Genomic DNA, 13,086 nt, shown 5'->3' with positions numbered 1-13,086 from the left:
GCCCTAGACTCGAACGGTGACCTTCACCGCGCCCATCCAACTGCCCGGACTGGCCCTCGACCCGCAGTGGTACAAACGAGCGGTCTTCTACGAAGTGATGGTGCGCTCGTTCTACGACAGCAACGGCGACGGGTCCGGGGATATCGCGGGCCTCGTGGGCAAGCTCGACTACCTGCAATGGCTCGGCATCGACGCGCTGTGGATCCCGCCGTTCTACAACTCGCCGCTGCGCGACGGCGGCTACGACGTCTCCGACTTCACCACCGTGCTGCCCGAGTTCGGCACCCTCGACGAGTTCAAGGACCTCGTCACGAAGGCGCACGAGCGCAACATGCGCATCGTCATCGACTACCCCCTCAACCACACCTCCGACCAGCACGACTGGTTCCAGCAGTCCCGGGAGGACCCGGAGGGGCCCTACGGCGACTTCTACGTGTGGAACGACACCGACGACAAGTACCCGAACATCCGCATCATCTTCGTCGACACGGAGGAGTCGAACTGGACGTTCGACCCCGTGCGCCGCCAGTTCTTCTTCCACCGGTTCTTCTCGCACCAGCCCGACCTCAACTTCGAGAACCCGGCGGTGCGCCAGGCGGTGCTCGACACGATCCGGCACTGGATGGACCTCGGGGTCGACGGGGTGCGCCTCGACGCGATCCCGTACCTGTTCGAGTCGGACGAGGGCAACGGCGAGGGCGAGCCGAAGACGCACGAGTTCATCAAGGAGATCCGCGCGATGGTCGACCGGGAGTACCCGGGGCGCGTGCTGATCGCCGAGGCGAACCAGTGGCCGCAGGAGGTCGTTGCGTTCTTCGGCACCGAGGAGGAGCCGGAGTGCCACATGGCCTTCGACTTCCCCGTCATGCCGCGCATCTTCTACTCCCTCCGCTCGCAGCACGCCGGCGAGCTGGTCCGAGTCCTCACCGAGACGACGGAAGTGCCCGCGGGCGCCGCCTGGGGCGTCTTCCTGCGCAACCACGACGAGCTGACGCTCGAGATGGTCAGCGAGGAGTACCGGCAGGCCATGTACGGCTGGTACGCCTACGACCCGCGCATGCGCTCCAACGTCGGCATCCGGCGCCGGCTCGCGCCCCTGCTCGACAACTCCCGCGCGGAGACCGAGCTCGCCCACGCGCTGCTGTTCTCCCTGCAGGGCTCTCCCTTCCTCTACTACGGGGATGAGATCGGCATGGGCGACAACATCTGGCTGCCGGACCGCGACTCGTCGCGCACCCCGATGCAGTGGACGCCCGACCGCAACGCCGGCTTCTCCACCGCAGACCCGGGCAAGCTCTTCCTGCCGGTCGTGCAGTCGCTCGTCTACAACTACAACCTCGTGAACGTGGAGTCGCAGCTCGCTCAATCGCGGTCGTTGCTCCACTGGGTGCGCAACGTCATCCACGTGCGGAAGGGGCATCCGACCTTCGGGCTGGGCTCGCTGCGCGTCCTGGACACCAACCACGAGTCGGTGCTCGCGTTCGTGCGCGAGTACGAGGGTGCCGGCACTCAGTTCGGCGACTCTCCCGAGTCGGTGCTGTGCGTGTTCAGCTTCGCGCACAACCCCGTCGCGGTCACGATCGACGTGGAGGGGTACGAGGGCGCGACGTCCTTCGATCTGTTCGGCGGCGGCGAGTTCCCCAACATCGGCGAGGACGGAAAGCTCACCCTCACGCTCGGCACGCAGAGCTTCTACTGGCTGCACCTCGGCGACGCGCACTTCGCCGGAGGCCGAACGTAGGCACAGTGCCGGAGGGCGAACGTAGGCACAGTGCCGGAGGCCGAACGTAGTGACGGCTTTCCACCGTGCAGCGAGCCTCCCGGCCGCTGTCAGGTGCCCCGCTTAGCCTGTCAGCATGAGCAATTGGGGCCGTCTGGCCGTCTTCGACCTCGAGACGACAGGCATCGACGTCGAGACGGCCCGTATCGTCTCCGCGTGCGTCGCCGTCCTGGAGCCTGACGGCTCGGTCGTCGACCGGTGGGACTGGCTGGCTGACCCCGGCATCGAGATCCCCGAGGGGGCGTCCGCCGTGCACGGCATCACCACCGAGCGGGCGCGGGCGCTCGGCCGGCCCGCGGTCGATGTCATCGGCGAGATCACCCAGACGCTCCGGGTGCTCGTCGGGCTGGGCATCCCGCTCGTCGTCTACAACGCCCCCTACGACCTGACGCTGCTCGACCGGGAGTGCCGCCGCCACGGCCGCGCGCCGCTCGCACCTCCGACCCTCGTGATCGACCCGCTCGTGCTCGACAAGGCCGTCGACCGGTACCGCAAGGGCAAGCGCACCCTCGAGGTCACCGCGGAGCTCTACGGGGTCGCCCTCGACGACGCGCACGACGCCGGCTCCGACGCGATCGCGGCCGGGCGCGTCGCTCAGTCTCTCGCGCGGGCCTACCCGGAGGAGCTCGATGTCTCCCCCGCCGACCTGCACGGCCGCCAGGAGGTCTGGTTCGCGGAGCAGGCAGCGAGTTTCGCCGACTACATCCGGAACGTGAAGGGCGACGACACCTACGTCTCCAACGAGTCGTGGCCGCTCCGCGTGAGCGACCACCCCACGAGCGTTGTCGACACGCAGCCGATTCCGGCACCCGAGCCCCGCCCCAGTCGCACGGTGCCGCACCTCGACTTCAGCACCGGCGTGCTCGAGCTGGAGGGCATCCCCACCGCCCTTCCGGGCCTCGAGGTGGTGCCCGCCGTCGAGGTTGTCGAGGTCGTCGAGGAGGTGTACACGCCGCCCATGACAGGTGCGTATGCGAGTGCGCCGCCCCCCAAGCGCCAGACGGTCCTGCGGGTCGCCGCGGCGATCATCACGGATGCCGCGGGCCGCACGCTGCTCGTCCGCAAGACGGGCACGAGCGCCTTCATGCAGGCCGGCGGCAAGATCGAGCCCGGCGAGAGCGCGCTCGACGCCCTGGTGCGCGAGCTGCGTGAGGAAGTGGGGCTCGAGGTCGACCTCGACGCCACCGAGTACCTCGGCAGCTTCCGTGCTGAGGCAGCGAACGAGCCCGACACGGTTATCCGGGCCGAGGTCTTCGCGATGGCTACCGACCGCATCATCGTGCCCGGCAACGAGATCGAGCAGGTGGTGTGGATCGAGACCGACGAGCCCTTCGGCATCGAGCTCGCGCCGCTCACCCGCGACACCGTGCTGCCGCTGTGGATGTCGCGGCGGTCGGCTCTGTTCTAGAGGGACGTCGGCCCGAGCGGCTCGCCGTCAACGCCGAAACGACCGCCCGAGGGCGGCCGTTTCAGGGAAGAGCGAGGGACTACTAGTCCTTCTTGGTGCCGAAGCCCGCGTAGCGCGAGTTGAACTTCTCGACGCGGCCCGCGGAGTCCATGATGCGCTGCTTGCCGGTGTAGAACGGGTGCGACTCCGACGAGATCTCGACGTCGATGACCGGGTAGGTCACACCGTCGAGCTCGATGGTCTTGTCGCTCGTCGCGGTCGAGCGCGTGAGGAACGTGGCGCCCGACGCGAGGTCGCGGAACACGATCGCGTTGTACGTGGGGTGGATGTCGGTCTTCATGGTGATGTCCCTGTCGAAAGAAGAAGTCATTGGCCGCGAGGGCCAGCTATAAAGCCTACCAGATGGTCAGGCCGCGCGAGCTGCGAATCGTCCGTCGTGCTTGGTGACCTCGAGCGTGAGGCCGAATGCGCTGCTGAGGTTCTCGGCGGTGATGACCTCGTCGATCACCCCGGCCGCCTGGAGCTCGCCGCCAGCGAGAAGCAGGGCGTGGGTGAATCCGGTCGGGATCTCCTCCACGTGGTGGGTGACCATCACGATCGCCGGCGACTTCTCCTCGCGGGCGAAGCCGCCCAGCAGGCCGACCAGCTCCTCGCGCGCGCCGAGATCGAGGCTCGCCGCGGGTTCGTCGAGCAGCAGGAGCTCGGGGTCTGTCATGACGGAGCGGGCGATCTGCACACGCTTCTGCTCGCCGTCGCTGAGGTCGCCGAACCGGCGGTCCTCGAGGTGGCTGAGCTTCCACTCGGCAAGCACGCGCTGCGCACGGCGGAGGTCGACCTCCTCGTAGGCCTCGTTCCAGCGCCCGGTCACCGAGTACGCGGCGGTGAGCACCACGTCGATCACGCGCTCGTCGCGCGGCACGCGCCGGGCGAGGGCCGTCGAGGCGAAGCCGATACGGGGCCGCAGCTCGAACACGTCGGCCTTGCCGAGAGCGTCGTCGAGCACTTGCACGCGCCCGGAGGTCGGATGCATCTGCGCGGCGGCGAGCTGGAGCAGCGTCGTCTTGCCGGCGCCGTTGGGGCCGAGCACGACCCAGCGCTCGGCCGCGTCGACGATCCAGGAGACCGACTTGAGAATGGGGTTGCCATCGCGCACGACTGACACATCGGAGAACTGGAGAACACTTGCCATGGTGACTCCAGCCTAGGCGCTCGCGAGTGCGCCTCAGACGAGGCTCGCGTAGATCTCTCGTGTGCGTGCGGCGATCGTCGTCCAGCTGAAGTCGGTCTCCGCCCGCTGCCGGCCTGCGGCACCCATCCGCTTCGCCGCGGCGGGGTCGCTCACGACCTCGGTGAGGATGCGCGCGAGGTCGGCGACGAACTTGTCGGGGTCGATCGGCGTGCCGGTGCCGTCGTCGAGCTGCTCGATCGGCACCAGGCGCCCGGTGACGCCGTCGACGACGACCTCGGGGATGCCGCCGGTGGCCGTGCCGACGACCGGCGCCGAGCAGGCCATGGCCTCGAGGTTGACGATTCCGAGCGGCTCGTAGACCGAGGGGCACACGAACGTGGTGGCCTGGGTGAGCACGGCGGAGAGCTCGTTCTGGCTGAGCAGCCTGTCGAGCCACACCACTCCGGAGCGCTGCGCCTGCAGCGCGGCGACACCGGCCTGGACCTCCGCGAGGATCTCCGGGGTGTCCGGCGCGCCCGCGCACAGCACGAGTTGCACCTCCGGCGGGAGCAGGGCGGCAGCGCGCAGCAGGTACGGCAGACCCTTCTGGCGCGTGATACGGCCGACGAACACGACGGAGGGGCGGTCGGGGTCGATGCCGAGGCCGCGCACGAGGTCCTTGTCGTCGACGCTCTTCCACCGCTCGAGGTCGATGCCGTTGTGCACCGTCAGCACGCGCTGCTCGTCGAGCCAGGGGTAGGAGCGCAGGATGTCGCGGCGCATGCCCTCGCTCACCGCGATGATCGCGGCAGCGCCGGTGAACGCGGTGCTCTCGATCCAGCTGGAGACGCGGTAGCCGCCGCCGAGCTGCTCGGCCTTCCACGGGCGCAGCGGCTCGAGGCTGTGCGCGGTGACGACGTGCGGGATGCCGTGCAGCAGCGACGCGACATGGCCGGCCGCATTGGCGTACCAGGTGTGGGAGTGGACGAGGTCGGCCCCCTCGACGTCCTGCGCGATCTGCAGGTCGACGCCGAGCGTGGCAAGTGCGGGGTTGGCCGCCGTCAGTCCCGGAGGGACCAGGTAGGAGAACACGCCGACCTCATCGCGGGGCATCCCGAAGCATCGAACTGCCACGTCGACATCGCCGCGCAGCGCGCGGACGAGCTCGGCGACGTGCACGCCGGCGCCGCCGTACACCTCCGGCGGATATTCACGGGTGATCAGGTCTACTCGCATCTACATGACGGTAGTACACGGCCCGTCGCTATCCGCGCACGCACTCGCCGCCTTACTGTTGCTCCATGGCGTCGAAGAAGATTTTCGGGATAGTGCTCGCTGGTGGCGAGGGCAAGCGGCTGATGCCGTTGACGGCGGACCGGGCGAAGCCCGCGGTGCCGTTCGGAGGCGGCTACCGCCTCATCGACTTCGCGCTCAGCAACCTCATCAACTCGGGCCTGCGCCAGATCGTCGTGCTCACCCAGTACAAGTCGCACAGCCTCGACCGGCACGTCTCGCAGACGTGGCGGCTGAGCGGCCTGCTCAACGCCTACGTCGCGTCGGTGCCCGCCCAGCAGCGCCTCGGGAAGCGCTGGTTCAGCGGCTCGGCCGACGCGATCCTGCAGAGCCTCAACCTGCTGCGCGACGAGAAGCCCGACATAGTGATCGTGGTCGGCGCCGACCACGTGTACCGCATGGACTTCAGCCAGATGATCGAGGCGCACATCGCGTCGGGCCTCGGGCTCACGGTAGCGGCGATCCGCCAGCCCATCGAGCTCGCCGACCAGTTCGGCGTGATCGAGGTCGACCCGGCGGATCCGACGCGCATTGCCGCCTTCCACGAGAAGCCGCAGAAGCCCATCGGACTGCCGGACTCCCCCGGCGAGGTTCTCGCGTCGATGGGCAACTACATCTTCGACGCCGACGTGCTCATCGACGCCGTGCTGCGGGACGGTGAGCGCAGCGACTCCAACCACGACATGGGCGGCGACATCGTGCCCGACTTCGTGTCGCGGGGGCTGGCGGGCGTCTACGACCTCAACCGGAACGACGTCCCCGGGTCCACCGATCGTGACAAGTACTACTGGCGTGACGTGGGGACCATCGAGTCCTTCTTCGACGCCCACCAGGACCTGATCTCGGCCCTGCCGATCTTCAACCTGTACAACACCGAGTGGCCCATCTTCAGCCAGCAGGTCAACTCGCCGCCCGCCAAGTTCGTGCGGGATGCGAAAGGCAACCTCGGCCAGACCATCGACTCGATAGTCTCGCTCGGCTGTGTGATCTCCGGCGCCCACATCGAGCGCAGCGTGATCGGTCCGTGGAGCACCATCGAGTCCGGTGCGAACGTCACCGACGCGGTGATCTTCGAGCGCGTCCACGTGCACGCGAACGCGACTGTGCGACGCGCTATCCTCGACAAGGACGTCGTCATCGCCGAGGGGGCGTCCGTCGGCGTCGACCACGAGGCCGACCGCGCACGCGGGTTCACCGTCACCGAAACGGGAATCACCGTCGTGGGCAAGGGCGTCACAGTCAACTAGCCCACTCCCGTAAGGAAGTCCCCCGCACCATGGCTCGCTTCCTCGTGGTCCTCGATGTCGACTCGACCCTCATCGAGAACGAGGTGATCGAGCTCCTGGCCGCCGAGGCGGGCTCGCTGCCCGAGGTAGAGCGCATCACGTTCCGCGCGATGAACGGCGAACTCGACTTCGAAGAGAGCCTGCGGGCGCGCGTGGCCACCCTCGCGGGCCTGCCCGACTCCGTGTTCGAGCAGGTCCGTGCGCTGGTGCGGGTCACGGCCGGAGTGCCGGACATGATCGCGGGCATCCACGCGGCCGATGGCTGTGTGGGGGTGGTGTCTGGCGGGTTCCACGAGGTCGTCGACCCCGTCGCTGCAGAGCTGGGGCTCGACTACTGGCGCGCGAACCGCCTTGAGGTGTCGGACGGCCGCTTGACCGGCGGCCTGACCGGGCCGATCATCGATGCCGCAGCGAAGGCGACGACGCTTCGCGAGTGGGCCGCGGAGTGCGCAGTGCCACTCTCGCGCACGGTCGCCGTGGGCGATGGCGCGAACGACCTCCCCATGATGGCGATCGCGGGTCTCGCGGTCGGCTTCGATGCCAAGGCCCCCGTGCGCGACCTGGCTGGCGTCCTCATGGACGCGCGCGACCTCTCGCAGGTGCTGCCGCTGCTGGGCCTGCGGGGCTAGTGGCCCATCCCCAGGCCGCCGTCCACCGGGATGACCGCGCCGGAGATGTAGCCGGCGTCATCGCCGGAGAGCCACACGATCACCTTGGCGACCTCGGCCGGGCTCGCGTAGCGGCCGGCGGGGATCTGCTTGATGTAGGCCTCCTGCAGCTCCGGTGACAGCTCGGCCGTCATGTCGGTCTCGATGAAGCCGGGTGCGACGACGTTGGCGGTGATGCCGCGCGAGCCGAGTTCGCGGGTCACCGAGCGGGCGAGGCCGATGAGGCCGCTCTTCGAGGCGGAGTAGTTGACCTGGCCCGCAGAGCCGAGCAGGCCCACAACGCTCGAGACCAGGATGATGCGGCCGAACCGCGCCTTGAGCATCCCTTTCGACGCGCGCTTGACCACGCGGAAGGAGCCGTTCAGGTTGGTGTCGATGACGTCGGTGAAGTCCTCCTCGGACATCCGCAGCAGCAGCAGGTCGCGCGTGATCCCCGCATTCGCGACGACGACCTCGACCGGCCCCAGCTTGGCCTCCACCTCCGTGAAGGCGGCATCGATGGATGCGGCATCCGTGACGTCCGCGATCACCGTGAGGCTGCCCTCGGGGCCGGATCCGGAGCGGGCGGTGACCGCGACCCGGTGCCCCTGGGCCACGAACTCCTCGGCGATGGCGTAGCCGATGCCTCGGTTTCCGCCGGTGATCAGAACAGTCCGCGTCGTAGAGGAGGGCGTAGTCATGCGCACCAGCCTATAGTCGGCCCCGAGCGGACGTAGGCTGGACCAAATGAACGAGCCGCAGTCGATCACCTCCCTCCCGGAGTCCCCTGACGACGAGCGCCATCGCCGCATGATCCAGTACGGCATCGCCATGGGAATCAGGGTGCTCTGCGTCATAGCGTGCTTCTTCGTGCACGGCTGGTGGCTCTTGGCCCCGCTCGCCGGTGCAGTTCTCCTCCCCTACGTCGCCGTAGTTCTCGCGAACGTCGGCACGAGCAAGAGCGGCACCGTGGTGCGGCCGGGCGGGCTCGTTCGCGTCTCGCGGCCCAAGCAGGGCGAGATCGACGGATGATCGGAGCGGAGGGCCCCGCAACGGAGCGCTGCTCGCGGGCGGGGTGCACGGCCCCGGCGGTGTTCGCCGTGCACTGGCGCAATCCGCGCATCCACGGTGAGGACAGGGTGAAGACCTGGCTGGCCTGCGACGAGCACGTGGAGTACCTGCGGGACTACCTCGCAACCCGTGACTTCCCGGTCGCAGTGACCCCGGTCGGCGAATCAGTGGAGCGAGTGTGATGAAGGGCTGGAGGTTCACGCTCTCCCGGCGCTGGCTGGGATATCTGGGGCTCGTCATCGTCTTCGCCGTCGCGTGCGCGGGCCTCGCGAACTGGCAGCTCGCCCGTCGCGACGAGGCGCGCGCCGAGATCGCGCGGGTGGAGGCGAACTGGGAATCGGCTCCCCGGCCGGTCGCGGAGGTCCTCCCGACGCTCGACGGGTTCGACGCCGATGACAAGTGGACGCGGGTGAGCCTCACCGGCCGCTACCTCACCGACGAGGAGCTGCTCGTCCGCGGGCGCCCGCTCGATGGGAATCCCGGCTTCGAGCAGCTGGTGCCGTTCCAGCTGGAGGACGGCACGGTGTTCGTCGTCGACCGCGGCTGGCTCGCGACCGGCAACTCGCAGGACCTGCCGGACACCGATCCCGCGCCGCCCAAGGGAGGTGTGACGGTGGTGGTGCGCCTGAAGGCGGGCGAGCCCACGGTCGCGGGCCGCTCGGCGCCGGAGGGCCAGATCGCCACGATCCACCTGCCGACGATCGCCGGTCTCGTCGGTGCGCCGATGTACACCGGCGCCTACGGGCTGCTCGACACGGAGAGCCCTGCCGCCGACCGGCCCAAGGCCTTTCCTAAGCCCGTGGCGGATGAAGGCCCCCACCTCTCCTATGCGTTCCAGTGGGTGGTCTTCGGCATCATGGCGTTCGTCGGGCTCGGCTGGGCGATCCGCCAGGAGTACCGCATCCGCAACGCGGACGATCCCGAGGAGCAGGCGCGAGCCGAGGTGCGCCGGCGGAAGGCCGCGGCCAAGCCCAAGACGGACGCCGAGATCGAGGACGAGCTGCTCGACGCCGGCCGGTGAACGTGGCTCAGGCCAGCGAGATCAGGTCCGCGTAGTCCTTGTTCCAGTGGTCCTCGACGCCGTCGGGCAGGATGAGCACCCGCTCGGGGTTGAGCGCCTCCACGGCGCCCTCGTCGTGGCTCACGAGAACCACGGCGCCCGTGTACGTCGCCAGGGCGCCCAGGATCTCCTCGCGGCTCGCGGGGTCGAGGTTGTTGGTCGGCTCGTCGAGCAGCAGCACGTTCGCCCCGCTCACGACGATCATTGCGAGGGCCAGCCGGGTCTTCTCGCCGCCCGACAGCACTCCCGCGGGTTTCGTCGCGTCATCCCCCGTGAACAGGAACGAGCCGAGCACTCGGCGCGCCTCCGTCTCGGTGATGTTCGGCGACGAGGACACCATGTTCTGAAGGACCGAGCGCTTGACGTCGATCGTCTCGTGCTCCTGCGCGTAGTAGCCGATGCGCAGGCCGTGGCCGGCCTCGATCACCCCGGTGTCGGGCTTGTCCGTGCCGGAGAGGATGCGCAGCAGCGTGGTCTTGCCGGCACCGTTGAGCCCCAGGATGACGACCTTCGATCCGCGGTCGATCGCGAGGTCGACCGCCGTGAAGATCTCCAGCGAGCCGTAGCTCTTGGAGAGGTTGTGGCCCAGCAGGGGCGTGCGGCCGCAGGGGGCCGGATCCGGGAAGCGCAGTTTGGCGACGCGGTCGACCGTGCGCACCTCCTCGAGCCCGGAGAGCATGCGCTCGGCGCGGGCCACCATCTGGTGCGCGGCGGCGGCCTTGCTGGCCTTCGCGCCGAAGCGGGCGGCCTGCAGCTGGAGCGAGGTCGCCTTCTTCTCGACGTTGACGCGCTCCTTCTTGCGTCGCTCCTCGTCGGCCTCGCGCTGCTTGAGGTAGTTCTTCCACCCCATGTTGTAGATGTCGATGCTCTGGCGGTTCGCGTCGAGGTAGAAGACCTTGTTGACTGTCTCTCCCACGAGCTCGACATCGTGGGAGATCACGATGAAGCCGCCGGAGTAGTTCTTGAGGAACTCGCGCAACCACACGACCGAATCGGCATCGAGGTGGTTAGTGGGCTCGTCGAGGATCATGATCTCTGCATCGGAGAACAGGATGCGCGCGAGCTCGATTCGCCGCCGCTGGCCGCCCGAGAGCGTCTTGAGCTGCTGGTCGAGGATGCGGTCGGGAAGGCTCAGGTTGCTCGCGATCGACGCCGCCTCGGCCTCGGCCGCATAGCCGCCCAGCGCCTCGAAGCGGTCGGTCAGTGCGCCGTACTTCTTCATGGCGGCCTCGCTCACGGCGGGGTCGTCGCTGCCCATCTCGCCGCTGGCCTTGGTCATGCCCAGAACGAGGTCACCGAGGCCGCGGGCGTTCAGGATGCGCGTGCGCGCCAGCTCCTCCGGGTCGCCGGAGCGCGGGTCCTGCGGCAGGTAGCCGATCTGGCCGCCGCGCTCGATCGTCCCGGCGGTCTGCGGCTGCTCCCCCGCGAGTACCTTCGTCAGCGTCGTCTTACCGGCGCCGTTGCGGCCGACGAGGCCGATCTTGTCACCGCGGTCGACGCGGAAGGACACCTCGTCCATCAGGAGGCGTGCGCCAACGCGCAGCTCGAGATCGTGCACAGAGAGCACAGCGAAAGTCCGTATCTTTTGGAGGGGAAGGGCGCGGTCCGTCAGCGCACCAGCCCACTAGTCTACTTCCATGACCAACCTGACCCTCGCCTTCGGACGCCAGACTCTCGCCGACCGCATCTTCAGCCGCCGCCTCGCCATCGACATCGTGCTCATCGTCTCCGGTGCCGCACTGACCGCGATCGCCGCGCAGGTCATCGTCCCGCTCTGGCCGGTGCCCATGACGCTACAGACGTTCGCGGTTCTCTTGGTGGGGACGACCCTCGGCCCGTTGCGCGGCGTCCTCTCGATGGGGCTGTACCTCGCTGTGGGCGTCCTCGGGCTCCCGGTGTTCGCCGAGGCCAAGTCGGGCAGTCTCTTCTCCCTCACCTCGGGCGGCTTCATCGTCGGCTTCATCCTCGCGGCGGCCCTCGTCGGCTGGCTGGCCCAGCGCGAGTGGGACCGCAAGGTCGTCGGCACCCTGGTGTCCTTCCTCGCCGGCACCGTCGTGATCTACGCGGTCGGACTCCCCTGGCTCTACGTCTCCCTTTCGAACCTCGGTGCCGGCGTGTGGCACGACTACCTCGGGTTCGACAGCGTGCTCAGCGCCACGATCGGCGCGGGCATCCTGCCGTTCCTCGTCGGCGACCTGCTCAAGGCGCTCCTCGCCGCGGCCCTGCTGCCGCTGGCCTGGCGCGGTGTGAAGCGCCTCGGAGCCCCCAAGGAGTAGATTCTCCGTATGCCGCCCGGTAGGGGGCGTGCCGCTGCGAGCGGCACGGCGGACGGCAGATCGGGGAGGTACGCGTGTCAACCGACGGCATGTCCATGGCTGCACCGTCGAACGAGCGCCGTCGGCGCGCGGGCGGCGTGTGGATCGCCGTCATCGGCCTCGTGCTGCTCGGCGCGGTCATCGCGGTCGTGATCACGGCCACGAAGGGCGGCGCCACCGCCGACAACCCCTTCACCGGGGCATCCCTCTACGTCTACCCGGACTCGTCGGCGGCCAAGGCGGCGAAGCTGGCGAACGGCACGGACGCCTCCGCGGCATTCGGCAAGCTCGCACGCACGCCCACCGCGATCTGGCTGCTTCCAGAGTCCCACCCCACCGGCGAGATCACCGAGTTCTTGTCGAAGATCGAGGCCGATGCCGCGGTCAAGGCTCAGCTACCGGTCTTCGTGGTCTACGGCATCCCCAGCCGCGACTGCGGCAACTACTCGGCGGGCGGCGCGGACGACCAGGAGTACCCGCTCTGGGTGTCCGCTATCGCGGCGGGCATCGGTGCGGGCCCCGCCGTCGTCATCCTGGAACCCGATGCACTCGCGCTCTCCCCCTCGTGCGGCACCGAGAAGGCGACCGCGGCCCTGATCAAGGACGCCGTCTCGCGCCTCGTCACCGGCCCCGCCACGACCGTCTACCTCGACGGTGGGCACTCCGACTGGCTCGAGCCCGCGCAGATGGCCGACCTGCTGAAGGCGGCGGGCGTCAGCGCGGCGCGCGGCTTCGCGACGAACGTCTCCAACTTCAACACGACTCAGGATGAGCGCGACTACGCAACTGCCGTCAGCGAGCTGTTGGGCGGCGCTCACTTCGTGATCGACACCTCGCGCAACGGCAGTGGATCCACCGGAGAATGGTGCAATCCCCCCGGCCGCTCGGTCGGAGACACCCCTTCTGGGGTTGACGATGGGAGCGCCCAAGACGCTAGCCTGTGGATAAAGAATCCGGGCGAAAGCGATGGAGAGTGCAACGGCGGGCCCCCTGCGGGCCAGTGGTGGCCCTTACAGGCGCTCGAACTCACACGCGGCGGGGTGTGACCGGGTTCAGAC

The 13,086-nt window shown here is 68.8% G+C and carries 14 protein-coding genes; 9 read left to right on the top strand and 5 right to left on the bottom strand.

Annotation, left to right across the window (positions count from 1 at the left end):
- Window positions 1–16 precede the first annotated feature (16 nt).
- Both treS and AC1RTC_RS03905 read left to right on the top strand, forming a co-directional pair.
- A complete protein-coding gene (gene treS / locus AC1RTC_RS03910) occupies window positions 17–1,741 on the top strand; it encodes a maltose alpha-D-glucosyltransferase (RefSeq protein WP_493154141.1) in 1,725 nt (574 codons plus the stop codon).
- A gap of 115 nt (window positions 1,742–1,856) precedes the next feature.
- Complete coding sequence (locus tag AC1RTC_RS03905) at window positions 1,857–3,188, top strand: NUDIX domain-containing protein (RefSeq protein WP_493154140.1); 1,332 nt, start codon at window positions 1,857–1,859, stop codon at window positions 3,186–3,188.
- Between the two features lie 82 nt (window positions 3,189–3,270).
- Here the strand turns inward: AC1RTC_RS03905 and AC1RTC_RS03900 are convergent, their stop codons facing one another.
- The 3 genes from AC1RTC_RS03900 to glgA form a co-directional block, all read right to left on the bottom strand.
- A complete protein-coding gene (locus AC1RTC_RS03900; RefSeq protein ID WP_493154139.1) occupies window positions 3,271–3,528 on the bottom strand; it encodes a type B 50S ribosomal protein L31 in 258 nt (85 codons plus the stop codon).
- 66 nt (window positions 3,529–3,594) lie between these two features.
- Window positions 3,595–4,377, bottom strand: coding sequence for an ABC transporter ATP-binding protein (locus AC1RTC_RS03895; RefSeq protein ID WP_493154138.1), 783 nt, complete (start codon window positions 4,375–4,377; stop codon window positions 3,595–3,597).
- 33 nt (window positions 4,378–4,410) lie between these two features.
- Window positions 4,411–5,592: a glycogen synthase gene (gene glgA, locus AC1RTC_RS03890; protein WP_493154137.1), complete on the bottom strand. Its 1,182-nt coding sequence runs from the start codon at window positions 5,590–5,592 to the stop codon at window positions 4,411–4,413.
- Between the two features lie 65 nt (window positions 5,593–5,657).
- Between glgA and AC1RTC_RS03885 the strand changes: the two genes are divergently transcribed.
- On the top strand, window positions 5,658–6,896 hold the full coding sequence (locus AC1RTC_RS03885) for a glucose-1-phosphate adenylyltransferase (protein WP_493154136.1): 1,239 nt from the start codon (window positions 5,658–5,660) through the stop codon (window positions 6,894–6,896).
- Between the two features lie 29 nt (window positions 6,897–6,925).
- Window positions 6,926–7,564: a phosphoserine phosphatase SerB gene (gene serB, locus AC1RTC_RS03880; protein WP_493154135.1), complete on the top strand. Its 639-nt coding sequence runs from the start codon at window positions 6,926–6,928 to the stop codon at window positions 7,562–7,564.
- Here the strand turns inward: serB and AC1RTC_RS03875 are convergent.
- Window positions 7,561–8,283: a beta-ketoacyl-ACP reductase gene (locus AC1RTC_RS03875; protein ID WP_493154134.1), complete on the bottom strand. Its 723-nt coding sequence runs from the start codon at window positions 8,281–8,283 to the stop codon at window positions 7,561–7,563. The genes serB and AC1RTC_RS03875 overlap by 4 nt on opposite strands.
- A gap of 46 nt (window positions 8,284–8,329) precedes the next feature.
- Between AC1RTC_RS03875 and AC1RTC_RS03870 the strand changes: the two genes are divergently transcribed.
- The 3 genes from AC1RTC_RS03870 to AC1RTC_RS03860 are packed head-to-tail and all read left to right on the top strand — an operon-like array spanning window position 8,330 to window position 9,674.
- On the top strand, window positions 8,330–8,614 hold the full coding sequence (locus AC1RTC_RS03870; protein WP_493154133.1) for a DUF3099 domain-containing protein: 285 nt from the start codon (window positions 8,330–8,332) through the stop codon (window positions 8,612–8,614).
- Window positions 8,611–8,835, top strand: coding sequence for a hypothetical protein (locus AC1RTC_RS03865; protein WP_493154132.1), 225 nt, complete (start codon window positions 8,611–8,613; stop codon window positions 8,833–8,835). The genes AC1RTC_RS03870 and AC1RTC_RS03865 overlap by 4 nt, the downstream gene beginning before the upstream one ends.
- On the top strand, window positions 8,835–9,674 hold the full coding sequence (locus AC1RTC_RS03860) for an SURF1 family cytochrome oxidase biogenesis protein (RefSeq protein ID WP_493154131.1): 840 nt from the start codon (window positions 8,835–8,837) through the stop codon (window positions 9,672–9,674). Before AC1RTC_RS03865 ends, AC1RTC_RS03860 begins: the two co-directional genes overlap by 1 nt.
- A gap of 7 nt (window positions 9,675–9,681) precedes the next feature.
- Here the strand turns inward: AC1RTC_RS03860 and AC1RTC_RS03855 are convergent, their stop codons facing one another.
- Entirely contained in the window at window positions 9,682–11,280 is a 1,599-nt protein-coding gene (locus AC1RTC_RS03855; RefSeq protein ID WP_493154130.1) for an ABC-F family ATP-binding cassette domain-containing protein, read from the bottom strand.
- 70 nt (window positions 11,281–11,350) lie between these two features.
- On the opposite strand from AC1RTC_RS03855, the gene AC1RTC_RS03850 reads away from it, so the two are divergent.
- Window positions 11,351–11,989: a biotin transporter BioY gene (locus AC1RTC_RS03850; protein ID WP_493154129.1), complete on the top strand. Its 639-nt coding sequence runs from the start codon at window positions 11,351–11,353 to the stop codon at window positions 11,987–11,989.
- Between the two features lie 74 nt (window positions 11,990–12,063).
- Window positions 12,064–13,074, top strand: a complete 1,011-nt coding sequence (locus tag AC1RTC_RS03845) for a glycoside hydrolase family 6 protein (protein ID WP_493154128.1) — start codon at window positions 12,064–12,066, stop codon at window positions 13,072–13,074.
- Window positions 13,075–13,086: the final 12 nt, after the last annotated feature.

The sequence above is a fragment of the Rhodoglobus sp. GW821-FHT12B09 genome, assembly GCF_058809925.1.
Note: the sequence above shows the minus strand (reverse complement) of the source record. Positions and strands in the feature narration are given on the sequence as shown.

Excerpts from the sequence above, each read along its gene's own strand:
- AC1RTC_RS03875 (WP_493154134.1), bottom strand. The coding sequence starts at position 8,283 with ATGACTACGCCCTCCTCTACGACGCGGACTGTTCTGATCACCGGCGGA.
- AC1RTC_RS03900 (WP_493154139.1), bottom strand. The coding sequence starts at position 3,528 with ATGAAGACCGACATCCACCCCACGTACAACGCGATCGTGTTCCGCGAC.
- AC1RTC_RS03905 (WP_493154140.1), top strand. The coding sequence starts at position 1,857 with ATGAGCAATTGGGGCCGTCTGGCCGTCTTCGACCTCGAGACGACAGGC.
- AC1RTC_RS03870 (WP_493154133.1), top strand. The coding sequence starts at position 8,330 with ATGAACGAGCCGCAGTCGATCACCTCCCTCCCGGAGTCCCCTGACGAC.
- AC1RTC_RS03865 (WP_493154132.1), top strand. The coding sequence starts at position 8,611 with ATGATCGGAGCGGAGGGCCCCGCAACGGAGCGCTGCTCGCGGGCGGGG.
- AC1RTC_RS03850 (WP_493154129.1), top strand. The coding sequence starts at position 11,351 with ATGACCAACCTGACCCTCGCCTTCGGACGCCAGACTCTCGCCGACCGC.
- AC1RTC_RS03885 (WP_493154136.1), top strand. The coding sequence starts at position 5,658 with ATGGCGTCGAAGAAGATTTTCGGGATAGTGCTCGCTGGTGGCGAGGGC.
- glgA (WP_493154137.1), bottom strand. The coding sequence starts at position 5,592 with ATGCGAGTAGACCTGATCACCCGTGAATATCCGCCGGAGGTGTACGGC.
- AC1RTC_RS03895 (WP_493154138.1), bottom strand. The coding sequence starts at position 4,377 with ATGGCAAGTGTTCTCCAGTTCTCCGATGTGTCAGTCGTGCGCGATGGC.
- AC1RTC_RS03860 (WP_493154131.1), top strand. The coding sequence starts at position 8,835 with ATGAAGGGCTGGAGGTTCACGCTCTCCCGGCGCTGGCTGGGATATCTG.
- serB (WP_493154135.1), top strand. The coding sequence starts at position 6,926 with ATGGCTCGCTTCCTCGTGGTCCTCGATGTCGACTCGACCCTCATCGAG.